The 19590-nt window shown below is 45.3% G+C and carries 23 protein-coding genes; 11 read left to right on the forward strand and 12 right to left on the reverse strand.

What is annotated here, in order from left to right; all coding sequences use genetic code 11:
* The 3 genes from FM038_RS00370 to FM038_RS00380 are packed head-to-tail and all read right to left on the reverse strand — an operon-like array spanning position 1 to position 1490.
* On the reverse strand, positions 1–651 hold the full coding sequence (locus FM038_RS00370; RefSeq protein ID WP_223293070.1) for a flagellar hook assembly protein FlgD: 651 nt from the start codon (positions 649–651) through the stop codon (positions 1–3).
* A 60-nt stretch (positions 652–711) separates the two neighbouring features.
* Positions 712–1131: a flagellar basal body rod protein FlgC gene (gene flgC, locus FM038_RS00375; RefSeq protein ID WP_142873193.1), complete on the reverse strand. Its 420-nt coding sequence runs from the start codon at positions 1129–1131 to the stop codon at positions 712–714.
* 8 nt (positions 1132–1139) lie between these two features.
* Complete coding sequence (locus FM038_RS00380; protein ID WP_142873192.1) at positions 1140–1490, reverse strand: flagellar basal body rod protein FlgB; 351 nt, start codon at positions 1488–1490, stop codon at positions 1140–1142.
* An 89-nt stretch (positions 1491–1579) separates the two neighbouring features.
* Between FM038_RS00380 and flgA the strand changes: the two genes are divergently transcribed.
* The 3 genes from flgA to FM038_RS00395 all read left to right on the forward strand — a co-directional run bounded on the left by flgA (position 1580) and on the right by FM038_RS00395 (position 3175).
* A complete protein-coding gene (flgA, locus tag FM038_RS00385; RefSeq protein WP_142873191.1) occupies positions 1580–2326 on the forward strand; it encodes a flagellar basal body P-ring formation chaperone FlgA in 747 nt (248 codons plus the stop codon).
* 104 nt (positions 2327–2430) lie between these two features.
* Positions 2431–2715, forward strand: coding sequence for a flagellar biosynthesis anti-sigma factor FlgM (flgM, locus tag FM038_RS00390; RefSeq protein ID WP_142873190.1), 285 nt, complete (start codon positions 2431–2433; stop codon positions 2713–2715).
* A 10-nt stretch (positions 2716–2725) separates the two neighbouring features.
* Complete coding sequence (locus FM038_RS00395; RefSeq protein ID WP_336512789.1) at positions 2726–3175, forward strand: flagellar protein FlgN; 450 nt, start codon at positions 2726–2728, stop codon at positions 3173–3175.
* Between the two features lie 3 nt (positions 3176–3178).
* Here FM038_RS00395 and FM038_RS00400 read toward each other — a convergent pair whose 3' ends face one another.
* The 8 genes from FM038_RS00400 to FM038_RS00435 form a co-directional block, all read right to left on the reverse strand.
* Positions 3179–3595 carry a flagellar FliJ family protein gene (locus FM038_RS00400; protein ID WP_142873189.1) on the reverse strand — a complete coding sequence of 139 codons (417 nt, stop codon included), beginning with the start codon at positions 3593–3595 and terminating at the stop codon, positions 3179–3181.
* A gap of 9 nt (positions 3596–3604) precedes the next feature.
* A complete protein-coding gene (fliI, locus tag FM038_RS00405) occupies positions 3605–4936 on the reverse strand; it encodes a flagellar protein export ATPase FliI (protein WP_142873188.1) in 1332 nt (443 codons plus the stop codon).
* A complete protein-coding gene (gene fliH / locus FM038_RS00410; RefSeq protein WP_142873187.1) occupies positions 4929–5699 on the reverse strand; it encodes a flagellar assembly protein FliH in 771 nt (256 codons plus the stop codon). Before fliH ends, fliI begins: the two co-directional genes overlap by 8 nt.
* A gap of 103 nt (positions 5700–5802) precedes the next feature.
* Entirely contained in the window at positions 5803–6789 is a 987-nt protein-coding gene (locus FM038_RS00415; RefSeq protein ID WP_142873186.1) for a flagellar motor switch protein FliG, read from the reverse strand.
* Positions 6790–6906: 117 nt separating this feature from the next.
* Complete coding sequence (gene fliF / locus FM038_RS00420; RefSeq protein WP_142873185.1) at positions 6907–8613, reverse strand: flagellar basal-body MS-ring/collar protein FliF; 1707 nt, start codon at positions 8611–8613, stop codon at positions 6907–6909.
* Between the two features lie 87 nt (positions 8614–8700).
* A complete protein-coding gene (fliE, locus tag FM038_RS00425) occupies positions 8701–9039 on the reverse strand; it encodes a flagellar hook-basal body complex protein FliE (protein WP_142873184.1) in 339 nt (112 codons plus the stop codon).
* A 38-nt stretch (positions 9040–9077) separates the two neighbouring features.
* The gene (locus FM038_RS00430; protein WP_142873183.1) at positions 9078–10379 is read right to left on the reverse strand and encodes a sigma-54 interaction domain-containing protein; all 1302 of its coding nucleotides are present in this window, start codon (positions 10377–10379) and stop codon (positions 9078–9080) included.
* On the reverse strand, positions 10369–11280 hold the full coding sequence (locus tag FM038_RS00435; RefSeq protein WP_142873182.1) for a MotY family protein: 912 nt from the start codon (positions 11278–11280) through the stop codon (positions 10369–10371). Before FM038_RS00435 ends, FM038_RS00430 begins: the two co-directional genes overlap by 11 nt.
* Before the next feature lie 596 nt (positions 11281–11876).
* Here FM038_RS00435 and FM038_RS00440 point away from each other — a divergent pair.
* The 8 genes from FM038_RS00440 to flhA all read left to right on the forward strand — a co-directional run bounded on the left by FM038_RS00440 (position 11877) and on the right by flhA (position 18387).
* Positions 11877–12758, forward strand: coding sequence for a FliM/FliN family flagellar motor switch protein (locus tag FM038_RS00440; protein ID WP_142873181.1), 882 nt, complete (start codon positions 11877–11879; stop codon positions 12756–12758).
* Positions 12759–12840: 82 nt separating this feature from the next.
* The gene (fliN, locus tag FM038_RS00445; RefSeq protein WP_142873180.1) at positions 12841–13197 is read left to right on the forward strand and encodes a flagellar motor switch protein FliN; all 357 of its coding nucleotides are present in this window, start codon (positions 12841–12843) and stop codon (positions 13195–13197) included.
* 1 nt (position 13198) lies between these two features.
* On the forward strand, positions 13199–13927 hold the full coding sequence (fliP, locus tag FM038_RS00450) for a flagellar type III secretion system pore protein FliP (RefSeq protein ID WP_142873560.1): 729 nt from the start codon (positions 13199–13201) through the stop codon (positions 13925–13927).
* A 40-nt stretch (positions 13928–13967) separates the two neighbouring features.
* Positions 13968–14108 carry a hypothetical protein gene (locus tag FM038_RS00455; protein ID WP_223292970.1) on the forward strand — a complete coding sequence of 47 codons (141 nt, stop codon included), beginning with the start codon at positions 13968–13970 and terminating at the stop codon, positions 14106–14108.
* 4 nt (positions 14109–14112) lie between these two features.
* A complete protein-coding gene (gene fliQ, locus FM038_RS00460; protein ID WP_142873179.1) occupies positions 14113–14382 on the forward strand; it encodes a flagellar biosynthesis protein FliQ in 270 nt (89 codons plus the stop codon).
* Positions 14383–14384: 2 nt separating this feature from the next.
* Positions 14385–15164 (forward strand): flagellar biosynthetic protein FliR, encoded by a 780-nt coding sequence (gene fliR / locus FM038_RS00465; RefSeq protein WP_142873178.1) that lies wholly within the window; start codon positions 14385–14387, stop codon positions 15162–15164.
* Positions 15161–16294, forward strand: a complete 1134-nt coding sequence (gene flhB, locus FM038_RS00470; RefSeq protein WP_142873177.1) for a flagellar biosynthesis protein FlhB — start codon at positions 15161–15163, stop codon at positions 16292–16294. The genes fliR and flhB overlap by 4 nt, the downstream gene beginning before the upstream one ends.
* A gap of 11 nt (positions 16295–16305) precedes the next feature.
* Positions 16306–18387, forward strand: a complete 2082-nt coding sequence (gene flhA / locus FM038_RS00475) for a flagellar biosynthesis protein FlhA (RefSeq protein ID WP_142873176.1) — start codon at positions 16306–16308, stop codon at positions 18385–18387.
* Between the two features lie 74 nt (positions 18388–18461).
* On the opposite strand, the gene FM038_RS00480 is transcribed toward flhA, so the two are convergent.
* Positions 18462–19454 carry an alpha/beta fold hydrolase gene (locus FM038_RS00480; RefSeq protein ID WP_142873175.1) on the reverse strand — a complete coding sequence of 331 codons (993 nt, stop codon included), beginning with the start codon at positions 19452–19454 and terminating at the stop codon, positions 18462–18464.
* Positions 19455–19590 lie beyond the last annotated feature (136 nt).

Genomic DNA, 19590 nt, shown 5'->3' on the forward strand with positions numbered 1-19590 from the left:
TTATGAAACTTCGGAAATATCCAGCACAGATACTGTGCCAAGACCGTTACCCAGCTCTGCCATCATCACGCCGGATGCACTGATAAAGTGGACCTTTTCGATAGGCGCCTTGATAAAAGTATCGGCGGTCAGTGTCTCTTCCCCTGCAGATGCCTTAGCGGTGATCTCATACTCTCCAGGAGGCAGAGCTAAGTCTTCTGGGTCGATAGTAAAGGCTACATCCCCCGGCTCCTGCGCACCTAGATTGATGGTCGCGACAACTTCACCATTTTCATCGGTGATCTCAAGGCTTAGCTCCTCGGCTGCATTCTCCAGGTAAATTTTTCCATCAATCGCTTCAGCATCTAGCTCAAACTCTGAGGCGGGAACCATGGCACTCTTACCGATTAACTGCGCCGACTGCACGATGCCTAGATTCTCCATCATGATCATGCTCATCGTCTGATTGGCTCGCATCATCTCTAAACTTTCTACTTGAGAGATCTGTGCCATCTGAGTGACAAAGTCATTACTGTCGATGGGATTGGTGGGATCTTGATTCTGGATCGATGCCAACATCAAGGTCATAAAATCATTTTTTATGGTGCTAGCATTTCCTCCGGCAGAAGAGGTGGCTTCCGGTGAGCTTGCACTACTACCAGCTGATGCCATGATCTCCGGTGAGCTTGCTGGATTAGTTTCATTCTGATTGGAAACAGTATTCACACTCATTTATTTAGCTCCTAGCTGGAGTAAACCTTGCTGCATGGAGCGGGCGCGATTCATCACTTCGACATTAGTTTCAAAGGAGCGGCTTGCAGCCATCATGTCTGCCATCTCTTCAATGGTGTTAACATTGGAGTAAGCCACGTAGCCCTGTTCATCGGCGTAGGGATGATCGGGTTCATAGCGCATATCGAGTGGCGCATCTGCCTCAACAATAGCCGATACTTCAATCTGAGCACCTGAAAGTTGGCCATCTTGGGTTTGATTGTAGATAGTTGAGAACACTGGTTTTAATGCACGAAAAGCTGTTTCTGGGCTTTCGGCAGCCGCACCGGCATTGGCTAAGTTACTGGCTACTGTGTTGAGACGTATTGTTTGGGCATGCATTCCAGAACCTGCAATATCGTAGATCTCTCCAAAAGACATATTTGCTCCTACTGACCTTCGATTGCAGACTTGAGTCCGGCAATCTTCATATTGAGAAATGTGAGACTGGTTTGGTAGTCCATCGCATTTTGTGAGTATCTAGCCTGCTCTTTTCCTAGCTCAACGGTATTTTGATCGCTAGAGGTCTGGTATGGCACTCGATAGGCGGCTTGGTAGCTTCTGTCTTGGCCCATTCCTGCATTTATTTGGGTCATGACAGTTTTGAAATCGAGATCTCTCGCCTTATAGCCTGGTGTCTCAGCATTAGCGAGGTTGCCCGCCAGCATCTTGCTGCGCTCGACCCGAAAATCGAGCGTTTGTGGATGTATGCCAAGTGCGGCATCGAGGTTGATAGCCATCGCGACTCCTAGTAGTGTATGTTCGGTTTCAGTCTTACTGCGGCTACTAATTCAAGTTACGTGCCAATAAATAAAGTTGAGGTTTATTAATGAGTTGCTGTAAATGTTGGGCAGGGTACGGAACTGTTATTTCCTACTTGCTGATTCTGTTGTCCTCTCTGCTTCCGCTATCGGTTTCCTATGGCGAAAGCATATCGGTCAATAAACAAATTGAGACAGAGTTACGCCAGCTTATCTCGAAAGAGCTAAAGCAGTGGCAGCATCAATCAGGGGTTAAATCATTAAAATATGAGGCTAAGGTTAGAGTGCCATCAGGGGCTAAAAACTTGCAGGCTTGTTCTGAGCCATTAACCATAGATGCTGCATCAGGCTTAGTATTTGGCAATATTCAACGGCGAGTTCAATGTGAGTCTCAGGGCTGGTCTATGTTTGTACGCGCTAGAGTAAAGGTATCAGCCAGTATTCCTGTTGCTAACCGGGCGATGAAGCGGGGAGAGTTGGTGAGTCGGCAAGATATTGAGTGGCAATCCATCACGTTAACGTCATCAGATAGACATTTGATGACTAAAATTGATGAAATTGTCGGGCGACAGGTCATTCGCGGGCTGCGTCGTCATAAACCGATACAAGTTCAGCAGTTAAGTGCTCCTCAATGGGTCAATATTGGTGACAAGGTCATCATTGAGGCTCGCAGTAATGGGTTTTATGCCAACATGCAGGGTGAGGCACTTGAGTCAGGTGGTGAGGGGCAAGCTATTCGCGTGAAAAACCTAAGTTCTGGCAAGGTGATCACTGCTTACCCAACAGCAAAGGGACGAGTAGTAACTCAGTTTTAGTTGTTAGATTAACTCACTTATTTATGAGTCTTTCCTTTTTACTTTAGTCTTGTTCATTTTGGGTCGCTTTAAGAGAGTAACGGCAGATACTTTCGGTGAAGCAGATGGAAATCCAAAAGATAAATAGTGCGATTAGCACTGAAATAAGCACTAAGAAGGAGCAGACTCAAACGCCGATTCAAGCAGATAAAAATGAGAGAACTGAGATCCCTACACAAAAAACAGTCAGTGATGACTGGCAGCTAATGTCTCGGTCTCAGCCTGAACTTCAGCAGCTTGATGAGGTGGATCAAACAAAGATTGATGAATTACGTCAATCACTGAAAACAGGTACATTTAAGCTAGATTTGGATGCCATCTCAGAGGCAATGTTGCAGCAACACGGCTAAAGAGAGCAATATGATGACTTCTAAAAAAGAGATAGTTCAAACTTTAGTTCGCGGCATTCGTCAAGATATCGAAAGCTACAAACAGCTAAAAAGCCTGCTAAAACGCCAGCGAGAATTGATGCAGCGACGAGATAATGCTGGTTTACAATATCATAATGATCACCAGACTTGCCTGTGTGATGAGTTGATGATAAAGGCTAAAAAACGCAGTGATAGTTTACAGCAACTAGGTTTCTCTGGTGATGCAAAAGGCATGGAGAGGCTTATTTCAAAATTGCCAAAACAGAGTGGGATCCAAGTGAGCTTACTGTGGGACAACCTCCTCGCAGTGGTTAGGGAGAGCCAACAAGCCAATGAAGCCAATGGCAACCTGCTTGTTTCTCAACAGACAGTGATCAACAGTTTACTCAATAGCGGATCCGACACCGTGACTGACTATGGAGAGAAAAGAGGGATATAGACCTTATTTTCTGCCTTGGTACCGTGAAGAGAGATCGTCTAATTGTTTTTGTTCCAATCTATCTAGAGCCCTAAGTTGCTCAGATTTTCGTTGTTCATAGAGCCAGCTTAGCCCCTGTTGTCGCCCCAACTGTTTGCGCCATAACCCATCCATTCTTTGATGTTCATGTTGTAGGAGTACCTCCTGCTTCTTGAGCTTTTTTTGTAGCGGTTTTAACGTACTCAGTATGTTGGCGTTATTTTGCAGCAGCAATGGACTCGTCGTATGGCTACTGGTTTGATGGTATTCATTAAGCATCTGAGTCAGCGCTTCTTTCTGCTTTAGGTTTGCTAAGACTCGACGTTGAGCATCGGCTCGCTGTTTGCTTAACTGAGAGAGTTTTTTCTCCTCCTGCTGACAGAGAATTAATAGTTGCTTCATCGCTCTCCTTTAACGCGAAATTGAATCAATGAGCTGCTCGAGTTCATCAAGGCTTTGGTTTAGATCAGATTTTATCTTTGTATTTTGCTGAAGAAACTTGGCCATTTTGGGGTAGGTTTGAACGGCGAGATCCATTTGGGGATCGTGACCAGCCTGATATCCTCCAAGCGGTAGTAAGTCTCGGACTTCGTTGTAGCGACTGTTTAGCTGTTTAAAAAAGTGACCGCGTGCTATGACTTCTGCTGAGCTTACTTGTGTCGCTAAGCGGCTGACTGAGCAGGCGATATCAATGGCGGGAAAGTGCCCCTGCTCTGCAAGCTTACGGCTCAGTACGATATGACCATCTAAGATCGCTCGAGCGGAGTCGGCGATAGGATCTTGTTGATCATCACCTTCAGTCAACACGGTATAAAAGGCGGTTAGCGTTCCGTCTGGGTGTTTACCATTACCTGCGAGCTCAACGAGGCTAGGCAATTGAGCAAATGCCGATGGTGGATAGCCTTTGGTCGCTGGTGGCTCACCTAAACTAAGCGCTATTTCACGTTGTGCCTGGGCAAAACGTGTCAATGAGTCAACTAAAAGTAGCACCTGTTTACCCTGATCACGAAAGGCGGCGGCAATATGGTGGCTTAACCGCATAGCTCTTAATCGCATTAGTGGGGTCGTGTCGGCAGGCGCTGCAATAACAACGGCTCTACGGCGACCCTCTTCGCCTAATGACTCTTCAATAAACTCTCTGACCTCACGGCCACGCTCACCAATAAGCGCAACTACAACAACATCGGCCTCGGTAAATCGAGTCATCATGCCTAGTAGTACACTTTTACCTACGCCGGAGCCTGCAAATAAGCCTAAGCGTTGTCCGCGCCCTATGGGGAGCAGGGCATTGATGGCTCTGATACCTACATCGAGTGGTTCGCGGATGGGTTGACGCTGAAGTGGGTTGATCGTATCTGTAGAGGGGGTCACTTTCTCGGCGCTAGTCAGCTTGCCTAAGCTATCTAGCGGCTGGCCAGTCCCATCTAATACTCTGCCTAGAAGACTAGGGCCTATCGGGATCTGTGATTGTCCGGCAACCGGCATAACCCTAGAGCCAGGCATAAGACCTGAGGTGTGTTCGATAGGCATCAAGCATAGGGTTTCTTTGTTGAAACCGACAACTTCTGCCTCAACTAGGCGTCCATTGCGGCACTCTATATTACAACGATCGCCCATGCCTAACTGACAGCCTACGGCTTCGAGTAATAAACCATTGACCCGAGTTAATCGGCCATAGACTTGTGCGACTGGCACCGTTGGCCAGTCAAAGATCTCGGCACTATTTAATTGAGGATCAGGCATTACAAGGCTCAATCTCAGCTTGTGATTGCTCAACCGAGTTGCCTTTTGATGGGCTACTTGAGTAGAGTTTAGCCTCAACTTGGTCCATGCAGGCGTTAAGTCTGGTTTCAACCGATGCATCGGCATCTGAGTTATCGCTGACTATGCGACAACCGCCGGGCGAAATACTGCTATCTTCGACCAGTGTCCAATTTTGTATCTTGTCTGCGGCTAGCTCCCTTAATCGTTCGACCGCTGTCGGTTCCAGATGGATCTTAATTTCCGAGCGGGTATCAGGTAAGGATGCCACTGTTTCTTCCACTAAAGATAATATCTGTTGAGGTTGAAGAGTCAGTTCACAGCGAATAACCTGCTGCGCAACGCGGCGAACGAGATCTAAGATAAGTTGCTGTTGCTCATTGATCTGACTTAGGTGTCCATCTTCGAGCAGAGACTTTAGAGCACCAAGGGGGGCAAGTAAGTTGTTGAACTGCTCATCTATTCCCTCTTTGCCTTTTAGTTGGCCTTCGATACGCCCCTGGTTAAATCCACTGGCATGCCCACTGCGTCGTCCCTCTTCTGCGCCTGATTCAAATCCCTCTTGATGCCCTTTGACAACACCTTCATCATAGCCTTTGTCAAAAGCCTCCTGGTAGTCTTGCCAGCCAGGCTCTGCGCTATTTTCGGTTGCATTAACTGGGATGAGCGGGCTAAATCTGTGTCGTCTGGCAAGGTCGCCTTTCAAGCGCCACTTAGGGTCAAAATTGTTCTGTGTAGATTTCATTATTCGAACACCTGCTTTGCGAATCGTTGCAGTTTAATGGCACCGTTATTCATCATCGGCTTTATTAGCTCTATATATCTAATGGAATAGTCAATTAACTTCATTACTCTACGACTTGCTCTTCAAATAGTTGTAGCTCAATGTCACCGTCATCCATCATCTGTTTGGCAAGCTCCATGATCTCTTTGCGCGCAGCGATTGCTTGGCTGAGAGGCACTGCACCAATGGCATCCACTTGAGTTTCGATGGCTGAAGACATGCGTTTTGGCAGAGCGTCGAGTAGGGTGCCCTTAAGATCTTGATCTATGCCTTTGAGCGCAAGTGCCAGCATCTCTGGCGGAACGATTGCCATAATTTCTTGCAGGGTCTCGGGCTTTTGGCGACCCAAAATAATGAAGTCGAACATGTTATCGGCTACATTGCTGGCGAGTTGTCGGTCGTGGAGTTTGATCATCTCCATTAACTGCTCTCGATCGCCTTCGTATCGATTGAGAATATCCGCAACTTGACGGATACCTGCCACCTGAGTGTGACTCTTTTCCATGGCAATTAACATGCAGCGCTCGACGAGTTGCCTTAGCTCATCAACCACATCGCGATCTAACTCACCTAGCTGAGCGATGCGCACTAAGACTTCATCTTGTCCGTCTTCTGGAAGACTGTGGAGCACCTGGGCTGCGCTTTCAGGAGGAAGCAAACCTAGAAGTACGGCTTGAAGCTGGCTATGTTCGTTAGTGATCTCTCTAGCCAACAGTTGTGGCTCAACCCATTCAAGGCGCTTGACTAAGGTTTTGATCTCATCACCATAGATACTGTCGATCAGGCTTTTTGCTACCTGATCACCCAGTGCCATATCTAAGGTTTTTTGCAGATAGGAACGTGACGCTCTAGCGATGCCGGATTGCTCTTGATATCGCATAAAGAAGCGACCAAGTACCGCTTCAGCTTCTTGCTGAGTAATACTCGATAGGCGAGCCATCTTATGACTTAAGTGTTGGACATCATTTCTATCAAGGTGAGCCATCACCTGCGCAGCACCTTTTTCTCCCATGCTAAGCAGTAGCATGGCTGCCTGATCTAGGTTATCCATTTTTATTCCGAGTTCACTCATATTCACAACGTCTATCCTGTCAATTTATCTATTGGCTTAGCTTTTTCAGATTCTTGCTTAGTCATACCAATCGGTATAAGAAGATGGTTAGCTCAGTTACTTTTCATTTTCGTTATCACCAATCCAGTGAGCGATGACTTCAGCTACGCGAGCTGGTTCCTGGTTGGCTAATAAACTCAGGTGTTCCATCTTCACAGTGAGCGGTGATTCTGGTGCCGGTAAACCTTGATTACTGAGCCAATCACTGTTGGAAGTTTCATTACCTAGCCCCATTAGCTGATCGGCTAGAGCTTGTGAATTGCCTGATTGGACAGTGTTAGTTAGCTGTTCAGCCATAGGGGCGTCCAGTTCAGCAACTGGTGACTCCTCATTACTGCTGTGCTCTGTTGTTCGGGTGAGATGTGATACTAGTGGTCTTAATACAAAAAGGATTAAGCCAAACCCGAGTAACCCGCCGATAAAGTACCTAAGGTATGCTTGGTAGCCTTCGGTTTGCCACCATGGCATAGGTTCAAATACAGCGGTATGAACAGGCACAAAGTCGAAGCTGTTGATACTGAATTGATCACCACGGGCAGCGGTAAAGCCGATAGCATCTTTTACCATAATACCGAGTTGTGATACTTGAGTTTCACTCCAGCCAGTTTCACCGGCAGCTTGATTATTGAGTAGCACCGAGACAGACAGGTTTTCGAGCTGCATCTGCTGATAACGGGTATGCCTGACCGAACGGCCAATTTCAAACTGCCGACTTTCCTGCTGGTTCAGATTACGGCGAGCGTTGTCGTTATCCTCAGCATTTGCGGTAGGTGGCTGATTGCTTAGCGCACCAGGAATGCCCATTGCCATACTTGAATTGGTCTCATTAGAGCTTTGTTTCTCTTGAGACATAACAGTTTGGGGATCGAGAGACTCTCGGGTCTCTTCGACCTGATTAAAATTAACTTGAGCGGCAATTTGTACCTGAAAGTTATCCTGTCCAAGTACTGGAGATAGCATGCTGGAGGCTCTATTAATTAAGCTTTGCTCTAGCTCTTGCGTATATTTGAGTTGCCTGTCTCTGGCTTGAGTGATGTCTTGATTCATCGCAATACCAGAGCTGAGGTGGTTACCCTCCTGGTCGACAATCTGTACACGCTCAGGTGTCATACCTGTTACGCTGCTGGCAACAAGATTTGCTATAGCTTCTATCTGATTTGCTTGAATGTTACTGCCTGCATAAAGGTCCAGCATGACAGAGGCTGAAGGAAGCTCTGGTTGTTGACGAATAAATAGCGTCCGCTTAGGAATGGCAAGATGTACTCTGGCTGTTCGTACAGTATTTAGCGCCATAATGGTTCTTGATAACTCCCCCTCAAGGCTATGGCGATACTTTGCTTGTTCCATAAACTGGCTGGTGCCGATGGTTGAGTTATCGAGTGATTCCATTCCAGATGGTACGCGCGCTTTCACGCCCCGGGCTGCGAGTACCATACGTGCTTTACCTAGTTTATCCTCTTGAACTAAAACCAGTCCCGTGTTGGCCTCTAAGCGATACTTTATTCCTTCTGCTTCTAGCACTTCGATGATCTGAGAGGTTTCAACTTTTTCCTGATGACCATAGAGTGGGCGATATCCTTGGCTAGCCGTCCAGAGTAGAAGTACGATGACACAGGCTACGGCACTGGCAAGAATTGCCAAAATTAGCACTTGCTTATCGCCCTGATTAAACTGCTTCCACTTAGCCTTCAGGTCTGAAAGTATGTCATTTTTTTCGCTGACATCTGTGATAGCTGGGCTCGGTTGAGCAAGAGTTGTAGACATTATTTCATCCTTATTGAAAGCATGTCACATTATGCTTTCTCGATCTTATTAACTGGTTAGTGATTTTTGTTATGTTAATGTCTGCGATTAAACGGGCATCTTCATGACCTCATCGAAGGCTTGAACCAGTCGATTTCTTATCTGAATCATGGTGGAAAAAGAGAGGCTAGCTTTTTGTGAAGCAACCATAGCACCCACCAGATCGTCACTTTCCCCTCCATCGACGGCACGCATTAGCGCAGAGGAATGATTTTGATCTGTATTCACTGCCGCGACCTTGCTCTCCATTAGTTCTGTGAAGGAGGGAGAGTGCACACCAAGATCTCTGGGATTTTGAGGGATCTTAATGGCACCTTTGGCCATTTCAGTATGAATACTTAAGGTACTCATCATCGACTGAGGGCTAATCATGGTCGAGTTCGACATCTGGTTTTCCTATCTAAGATAAATGTTGATTGGAATATTTATGCTGCTTTGCCTAGTGCCTGCTCTATATCAATTCCCTCTTCTCTCATTTGAGCTAGCTTGTATCTCAAGGCTCTGGTTGTCATACCAAGTGCTTGGGCACTTTGACTACGATGACCATTGAACTTTCTCAGGGTATCTAAGATATATTGGAACTCTGCGTGTTTCTTTGAGGCTTTTAAGCCATGTTCACTCTGAACTCGAGTCTCATCGATAAGGCTGGGCTCTCCCTCAATACCGAGCTCACAAGCTTGAAGTGCTTGCCCTCTTCTCATGACTAATGCTCTTTGAATGGTATTTTCAAGCTCTCGAACGTTACCCGGCCAGCAGTGAGAGGTCAGTCGTAGCTTAGCTTGATCACTGAAATAGCAAGATTGCCCGGCTGCCAGATGTTGGTATCTCAGTAAGAAATGAGCAGCTAAGGGCAGAATATCTTCGCGCCGCTCTCTAAGTGGCAATATTTTCAGTGGGAGCACATCGAGTCGATAGAAAAGGTCTTCTCGGAAATTACCGGATTGAACCGCTTTCCTCAGATCTCGATTGGTTGAGGCTATAATACGAATATCCAGAGGAATAGACTTGTGACCCCCTAAACGTTCAACTTCTCTCTCCTGTAAGACCCTTAGCAGTTTCGCTTGTACCTGTACTGGCATCTCGCCAATCTCATCGAGTAGTAGTGTGCCGCCATTAGCGAGTTCAAACTTTCCAGGTTGATCGCTAGTGGCTCCGGTAAATGCGCCCTTGTTATGGCCAAATAAAATTGACTCAAGAATACTCTCAGGAATTGCCGCGCAGTTGACTGCGATAAACGGCTTGGTTGCGCGTGTAGAGTGGCGGTGAATATAGCGAGCTAAAGGCTCTTTCCCTGTGCCGCTTTCGCCAGTTAGCAATACGGTAGCTTCTGTTGATGCTGCTCTGTGGGCAAGCATCATGAGTTGGCGACTGACAGGAGAGACAACGACCAGCTCGGCATCGGGCTGCTCTAAGCGCCTAAGTCTTTGAACAAGTGAACAGATCTGTTCGTTTTCAAGAGGGAGCAGCAAATAGTCTTGTACACCTAACTGCATCGCTGTGGTTGCTAGCTCAGTCTGTTCCGGTGCTAACAAAGCAACCTGATTTTTCCCGGGAAATTGAGACAACCTAGCTGCAACCTCTGAGTTTTTACAATCAGATAGATTAATCATGGTAAGCCAGGGAGTGGTGGCACCTGAGTGCCAAGTCTCAAAACCCAGAAGTGTTAATTGAGAGAGACTGTTGTCAGGTAGGCTTGCATCGATCAGCCTGATGTCATTAGAAGTCATGCTTAACCTCTTTCTTGGACTCTGCCACTCTGTTTGGGGATGACTTGATCAGGCGTACTGTGACACGTCGATTTTTGTCTCTACCTGCTAGGGTATTATTTGACACATTTGGAGAGCGAGCACCATGGTGACGAGGCTGGACCATTTTCACTGAGAGCCCCATCTCTACAAGTCGAGAAGCAACTTCATCGGCCCTGTCCTTACTTAACACTAGGTTAGCTAACCGCTCACCTGTGTTATCGGAGTGGGCATCAACCAGTATTTGGGTAATTGATGGATCGGCATGAACGTATCTCACTATCGCATTGAGATCGGCTTCATGGTTAACCGTTACCTGGCTGGAACCCGATGGAAAATAGAGGTCAACACGACGTACATATGAAAACGGTTTAGGTAAGAGTTGGTATCTGCATTGTTTAAATTTATTAGCGACCTGTTTGGTGTTAACTGGGCTGCTATTCACTTGATAACTATGTCCGTGTTCTGTGTTGATCTCTGTTTGCCAAGCTAACCCTTGTTCAAGGGCTTCTAAAAATGGATCTATATTTAGCTGGCTGGTGGCTTTGTTCCCATGCCAGAGCAACTTAGCTTCAGCAAAAATAGTATCACCTGTGCTCTTCCACGAAGGTGATACTACGTGAAAATCTGTGGTGATCCCGTCGGCGTCTAGCCAGTCTGCGTTAAGCTCAATGCTCAGCTTTTCGCCTGGAAGCGCTTTCAATTTTATGTTCCCGAATCCATCGATATTATGTTCTATCTGACAAGAGAATAGATCCCCTTCAAAGCTCCAATGGGCTTGCTCAAATGGTGTTTGATAGCGAGTAGTATTTGCTATTGCACTATTAGAAATGACAAGGCTAATCAACAGTGAAAAGATTAATATATGAGCTGGTGATTTCAATGAATGTACTTCCCTTAATTTACATAACTTAACGTTATTAAATATTTGAGCTTTTGTTTTTGTGTATTGTTTGAGTGAGTTTTTTTTGGAGTTCGATTGCGGGCTATAATTAAACATTAATAAAAGGATATGTAAAATGTTTTTTGATATTTATTTATTTTGTGATAACTGGCTAATTGAAATAATAATGTTTTAAGTGATACGTTTTAAATATATTTTTCAATGTTTGATATATTGGCTGGATTGAGGTTATATTATCTAGCTTGATTTGAAAGCAATTGAAACATATTGATGCAATAACCATCACCTGCATAACTAGTTGAATTTAATTGTTATTTTTAGATGGTAATTGTCTTTTTGTTTTTTCTTAAATTTAAATTAAAAATTAATTAAAGAAATTTGAATTCCGGTCGCTTTATATGTTTTTTTGCTCATTAAAATTCGTCGACACACTTTAATATACAGTTGTCTTGATGGTTTTATTTCTTTATTTAAGTTAAGCGCTATTAAGCGTCATATTTATGGCGATAGTCATTTTTCTAAATTTATAATGTTAAATATATTGTATTTCACTATTTTTATATTGGTTGGTCAAAATGAAAACAACTTCGAAGGCAAGGTTACTTAAGTTTAGTCAGTGTAAAAAAGTGAGACCTGTTGCTTTAATTCAGGAGAAACTTGCGAGAAGCCGCTTATTGATACAAGTTGAATCTTGTCAGAGAACAGTTTTAGATGCGGTTAATTGTGTGCTTAACCCAATAATTCGCCAAGGTCACCATGCTTTAACCTGCATTTCACAGCAAGAAGCCAGCGTGCCCATTGAGCCTGATGGAAATCATGCTTGGTTTAGACTTAGTTACCATGGAACTATGTTGGCTTGGTGGCGAATTGACCGCTGTACATTAGATCAATTAGCGAGTGGTTACTACGGCAGTTTAGCCACCCCACTCAAGTCGCCACTGCGTTCACCTAGTCAGTCAGAGTTTAGATTAGCTAGAAAGCTGATGCTTGCAGCCCTCAAGGTGCTACCAATTACCGAATTGGATGAGGAGGCGATAGAATTAGAACTCGTTTTCAATAACACGCCCATTGATGCACCTATTAATTGGTCTCTCAGTTTTGCCAAAGGGCAGATGACTTCGCCAATTCTATTCTGCATGACTGAGTATCTGCTTGGACTCATGTCTGAGCAGCCTAGCCTCTATCTGGCTACCCCCGAACTCTCTGAACAATTGGCGCAAAGGCTAAAACAGATCCCACTGAAAATTTCACTCGAGCTTGGACGGCAAAACACGCCTGTCAACTCACTTAATGGATTGAAAGTAGGAGATGTTCTGCCAATGAATCTTCATTCTAGATGCCCGGTGACCGTTGGGAAAAGGCCACTTTTTTATGCTGCAGTGCATACCCATGAGGGGCAGATGGTGGCTAAGTTAACCCAAGATATTTTCGTGCAAGATGATGGCGGTAGCTGCTGAGAGCACGGTGAGGAGACTCCTGACGGAGCACTCTCCAGTTTAATAATAAATTGAAATTTAATGATTTTTAAGGAATGGCGACATGTCAGAACAAACACTGCTTCAAGATGAAGATTTTTTATTGGATGACAACCTGTTTGATGAGGGGTTTAAGGAAGAGGAGATTGTAAAGGCTAAGCCAATTAAAGATATCTCGTTTTTTCATCAGTTGCCTGTTCAAGTTACCTTGGAACTAGCTAGCGCTGAGATGTCATTAGGCGAGCTGTCGCGAATGGGAGAGGGAGATGTTGTTGCACTCGATCGTATGGTCGGAGAGCCTTTAGATATTCGGGTGAATGGTGCGCTGCTTGGAAGGGGGGAGGTCGTTGAAGTTAATGGCCGTTATGGTGTCCGCCTGCTAGAGGTCGAAGCGATCAGTCTTACCGGAGCGAATGACTGATATGTTCCGTGCCTTGCTGCTTATTGCATTACTTTTTGTCCCAGCGGCTTTTGCCAATGATGGGCTTACACTGTTCACCCTTAATGATGGCGATCAGAGTCAGACTGTCAATATCAAGCTAGAGATACTGGCGCTAATGACAGTGCTCAGTTTCTTACCTGCTTTACTGATGATGCTAACCAGCTTTACTCGAATTATTATCGTGTTGGGTATTTTACGTCAGGCGCTTGGTTTGCAGCAGAGCCCGCCAAATAAGGTGCTAGTGGGACTCACCTTAGTGCTCACCATTTTCATCATGAGACCGGTTGGTCAAGACATCTATGACCAGGCTTATCTTCCTTACGACCAAGGAGTGATAGAGCTCAATGAGGCAGTTGCCATTGGCGAGAAGCCACTGAGAAAGTTCATGCTGGCACAAACTCGTGAGACAGATCTTGAGCAGATGCTAAAAATAGCCGATGAGCCAGTGACCTTAACTGCCGATGAGGTGCCCTTCTTTGTACTTATGCCAGCGTTTGTTTTAAGCGAGCTTAAAACGGCATTCCAGATTGGCTTTTTACTCTTCTTACCATTCTTGGTGATCGACTTAGTGGTAGCCAGTGTGTTGATGTCTATGGGAATGATGATGTTATCGCCCTTGATTATCTCTTTGCCGTTCAAATTGATGGTATTTGTGCTTGTTGATGGCTGGTCTATGACGGTAGGCACTTTAGTGTCTAGCTTTGGTTAGCTGGCGTTCTTGCTGCCTCTTTAACGTGTTAGGTGAAATGATGGAAATATTAAGAAAGCTAGGGAATGAGTTCAGTGTGAGTGACATCATCTATTTGATCTTTTGTCTGCTGAGTTGCGTGATCGTTGCCTTCAATGGCTGGGAGTTTATCATCAGCTCAGTGACTGGGATTTTAAGGTAGAGATATGGATGTCAATGAACTGACCTCTCTGTTTGCCGATGCGATATTTTTAGTGGTCTCTATGGTGGCGGTACTTGTGGTGCCAAGCTTGTTAGTGGGTTTATTGATTGCTGTCTTTCAAGCGGCGACTCAGGTCAATGAACAGACGTTAAGTTTCTTGCCTAGATTAGTGCTTACATTATTGATGGTGCTGTTTGCAGGTCCCTGGATTTTGCAGCAGATTTCCGATCTGTTTAACCGACTGTTTATGAACATTCCCCATATTATTGGTTAGCCATGCTCTCTCTTACTTCCGTCCAGATAAGTAGTTTTATCGGTACCTTTTGGTGGCCATTCTGCCGCATTATGGGGGCATTTATTGTGATGCCTTTTTTGAGTAGCTCCTATATTCCTGCCATGGTGAGAATATTACTCGCGGTATTAATCTCTGCTCTGATCGCGCCTATGTTACCCGCGGTTCCCTCTGTGGACGCCATCTCTATTGCAGCGCTTTTCATTGCCATAGAGCAGTTACTAATTGGTTTTATGCTAGCCATGTTTCTCTACATCTTAATTCATGTGATGACCCTGTTCGGTGCCATGATGTCGATGCAGATGGGGCTAGCAATGGCGATTATGAATGATCCTGCAAATGGTAGCTCTAACCCTATTCTAAGTCAGTGGTTTCTACTTTATGGGACGCTGTTATTTTTATCTTTGGATGGTCATCTGGTTGCGCTGGGGATCATAGTAGATAGCTTCAGATTATGGCCGATAGGTACGGGGGTTTTTGATCTGCCTCTTATGGGCTTAGTGGCTCGTTATGCCTGGTTGTTTGCGTCGGCATTTATGCTAGCAATACCTGCAATTCTTGCCATGTTAATGGTCAATATTACCTTTGGTGTATTGAGCCGGGCTGCACCCTCCTTAAACGTATTTGCCTTAGGTTTTCCTATGTCTATGCTGATGGGGTTGCTGTGCGTATTCTTCTCATTTAGTGGCTTACCGACCCGCTATAGCGATCTGTGTTTGGATGCGCTTTCTGCCATGTATCAGTTTATTGGCGGGATCACATGAGTAATAAAGACTCTGGGCAGAGTAAGACCGAGAAGGCGACGCCACAAAAGTTAAAAAAAGCGAGAGATGAGGGACAGGTTCCTCGCTCAAAAGATCTGGCTTCTACTGCGCTTATTATTGGTTGTTCTCTGATGCTGTTCTTGAGTGCCGATTGGTTTGCTGCGCGAGTCGCTCAGTTGACGCGATTCAATATGTCTATTACCAAAGAGGAGTTAGATCGTCCCGGTATGATGCTAGAGCACCTTGGCACCTCGCTGGTTGAGATGCTCAATATTCTAGGCCCCTTGTTCATCATGGTTGCCATCATTGCCATGATAGCGGGTGCAATGCCGGGTGGACCGGTATTTAGTTTCAAAAATGCTCAGTTTAAATATAGCCGTATCGATCCAATTGCTGGAATAGGGCGTATGTTCTCGGTTAAGTCACTGGTTGAACTGATTAAGTCTATTCTTAAAATCACTTTACTTATCAGCATCATGTTTGTTTTTCTAGAAACTAACTTGCAGACATTACTCACCTACAACCAGCTGCCTATTGATGAGGCGGTCAGTAATGGAATTAATATGCTCGCAGAAGGTGTGCTTTACCTAGGTCTGGGTTTATTGGTGATCACATTTATCGATGTGCCATACCAATACTGGCATCACCATAAAGAGCTTAGAATGTCGCGGCAGGATGTTAAAGATGAACATAAACAACAAGATGGTAAGCCAGAGGTTAAAGCTAAAATCCGTCAGTTACAGCAACGTATGGGCCGTTCTAGAGCTGAAATTGCAGTGCCGCAGGCAGACGTTTTAATCGTTAATCCAACACATTATGCGGTAGCACTTAAATATGATGTTGAAAAGGCGGACGCTCCCTATGTGTTGACCAAGGGGGCTGATGATGTTGCCCTTTATATGCGCCAAATAGCTCAGCGAAATGACATTGAAGTCATAGAGTTGCCACCTCTTACCCGAGCTATCTACTATTCAACCAAAGTTGAACAGCAGATCCCTGCGGCGCTATTTATCGCTATCGCCCATGTATTGAGTTATGTGTTGCAGATAAAGGCTGCTAGAGAGGGTAAGAAGAAAAGACCTGATCCATTACCAAACTTTTTTATTCCGAAACATTTGAGACACGATTAAAGGTACTTCCCATGAACTGGTTATCTCGTACGTTTGCTGGAAATCGTAGCTATATAGGTATACCTATCATGCTACTGACTATTCTTGCCATGATCATACTTCCACTGCCACCTTGGCTGTTGGATATTTTATTTACTTTCAATATTGTTTTAGCTGTGATGGTTTTGCTGGTGGCGGTTTCTATCAGGCGGCCTTTAGAGTTCTCAGTGTTTCCAACTGTGCTGCTATTGGCAACGCTGATGCGGTTAACCCTAAACGTCGCCTCAACCCGAGTTGTTCTGATTGAGGGACATCAGGGAGGAGATGCTGCAGGTCGTGTGATCCAAGCGTTTGGTGAAGTGGTTATCGATGGCAATTATGTGGTCGGTGCGGTGATATTTCTCATCTTGATGATCATTAACTTTGTGGTTATCACTAAAGGGGGTGAGCGCATCTCCGAGGTATCGGCTCGCTTTACACTCGATGCTTTACCCGGTAAGCAGATGGCTATCGATGCAGATCTTAATGCTGGGGTGCTAAGCCAAGATCAGGCCAGGCTTCGCCGTCAGGAAGTGGCTAGAGAAGCTGATTTCTATGGCTCGATGGATGGCGCCTCTAAGTTTGTTCGTGGTGATGCCATTGCTGGCATATTGATCTTGGCGATCAATATTCTCGGTGGTATTGCCATTGGCGTGTTTATGCATGATTTAAGCGCAGGGGAGGCCTTTAAGACCTATGCATTGTTGACGATTGGTGATGGCTTAGTTGCCCAGATCCCCTCTTTGTTACTCGCAACTGCTGCCGCAATTATTGTCACCCGTGTCTCCGATGCGGAGGAGATGCCGGCTCAACTTAGTAAGCAGTTATTAGCAAACCCAAGAACCTTAGCCACAGCCTCTGTGATCATGATGATCCTTGGTATAGTCCCAGGGATGCCAGCCTTGGTATTTCTCTCCTTTGCTGCGGTTTTGGGCTTTTCTGCCTGGAAGTTGAGCCAACGAGTAGAGGTGCTACCGGAAGACAAGGTTGAAGATAAACTTGAAAAAAGTCTCTCCGAGACATCGGCACCCAGCTGGGAAGCGTTGCCATTTACTGACCTTATCGAAGTAAGGCTCGGCTATCGCCTCGTTCACTTAGTGGAGCGTAGCAAAGGGGCTGAGCTACAGAAGCGACTAACAGGTATTAGGCGGACCTTATCTGAACAAGCGGGTTTTCTGTTATCTGAGGTGCGAGTGCGCGACAACTTAGCCTTGGCGCCGAATGCTTATCAGATAAACTTAATGGGTAACCCAGTTGTAACGGCTGAACTTGAGCCTGAAAAGTTGATGGCGATTAAGAGTGGGCCCGTTTTTGGTGACATTGATGGCATTATCACTAAGGAACCAGCCTATCAGATGGACGCACTGTGGATTGAACCTGACTCAAAGGCTAAAGCACTAAATTTAGGTTATTCAGTTGTCGATAATGCGACTGTAATAGCAACTCATGTGAGCAAGCTTATTCGAGAGTCATTGCCGGATATGTTACAGCACGATGATGTGATGGCGCTGAGTGACCGCTTAGCGAAACAGTCGCCCAAGCTAGCTGAGTCTCTATCGACAGCCTTAACGCCAATTCAACAGCTCAAGGTCTATCGATTATTGCTGAAGGAGCAGGTGTCTCTTAAAGACATTCGTACCATAGCGACGACTTTACTTGATTGCAGTGAAAATAGTAAAGATCCAGTATTGTTAGCAGCAGATGTGCGTTGTGCGCTGCGGAGCAGTATTTTGCACACCATAGCGGGTCAGTCGCAACAGTTGAATGTATTGACCTTAGCGCCAGAGCTTGAACAGACCTTGATGACGGCGCTTAATCAGTCTCAACAACAGGGTAAGGTGTCACTGGATAGCTTTCCTGTTGAACCTCAGCTGCTTGCTCAGCTACAGCAGAAGATGCCACTGTTATTAGCTCAGGCAAAAGAGCAAGGCCATAGCCCTATGTTGTTAGTTTCGCCTCAATTAAGACCCATTCTAGCTAGATATGCCTTGGCTTTCGCAAGAGGCTTACATGTACTTTCCTATAATGAGATCCCTGAAAGTCGAGAGCTAATGGTGGCAGGACAGTTAGGCTAGTTCTTCGGTAGGCCAGAGGCTGTAAAAATAGGGAGCTAAGCTCCCTTTTTCATGCCATTAATATCAATTGTGGCTTAATCTGAATGGTATGAGGCAAGGAACTTAAGCATTGCCTTAAGTGCAAAATTACGACTCTCATCTTGCTCCATAAAGATTTCGTGGCGAGCATCAGGGATATTGAGCAGTTCGCAAAAGCCACCCACAGCGTGGTATTGGGCAAAATTGTCAACGATAGTATCTTCATCAGCTTGAAGGATTAGAATGGGTGTTTTAGTGGTTTTAGCTGCGCCAATTGTTCTTTCTCCCACATCAATAGACTCGACGAGCCAATGATTGGTAGGAGAGCCGAGCTGTAGCTCTGGACGCTGCTGGTAAAGCTGACGATAATCCTCGTAACGTGCCTGGCTTTTCGTGAGATCATTCTTAGCAAAGTCATCACCGTGGTAGTCTTTGCCACCGAGAATATAGTTGGGTTTTTTAGCATTCTTATTATCTAGCAAATTTGCCAGCCAACGAATAAAGCGCTTACTTATGGGGAGCTTGATACCGTACATAGGGGCAGAGAAAACAGCAGCCTTGAAAGTGTCAGGGTACTTGTCCATGTAAAGAGTACCGATAGCCCCGCCCATTGAATGGCCTACAAGAAACAGATCTTGATATTGCTTAGGCTTTACCGCTGCATCGATAAAACACGCGAAATCTTCGATATAGGTATCAAACTTATCTATATGCCCATTATGTGGGTTGGTTGTGGTGCGGGATGAAAGGCCTTGGCCACGATGGTCTAAGGCGTAAATACTGTAGCCTTGATGATAGAGATCGAAGATAAGTTCTTTGTATTTAAAGTAAGATTCGACTCTGCCATTGCTGATCACAATCGCTTTTTGACTGTTTGGGTGCTCGAAATAGCAATAAGCTAAGCGATAACCATCTCTCTCTATGACAGATTCAGTGATGTTTTGCCAAAAAGTATTTTGTTCATCTGTATTAAGGTTTAACTCAGATGAGAGGGGCTTTATTGGGGTGCTATCTGGAGTATCTAGCTGAGGTTCGACCGCTAATGACATAATGTCTACTGAATTTATGTATGCTGTTTGCCAGTGTAGCACAGTCTAAAACTGGGCTTATACCAGTTGGTATTAGATTAGCCTTATAGCCATAGGGAAGTAGTCGTGAGTTTCGAGAGCTTGATTACCAAGGCCA

The sequence above is a fragment of the Shewanella eurypsychrophilus genome (assembly GCF_007004545.3).
Lineage (GTDB): Bacteria > Pseudomonadota > Gammaproteobacteria > Enterobacterales > Shewanellaceae > Shewanella > Shewanella eurypsychrophilus.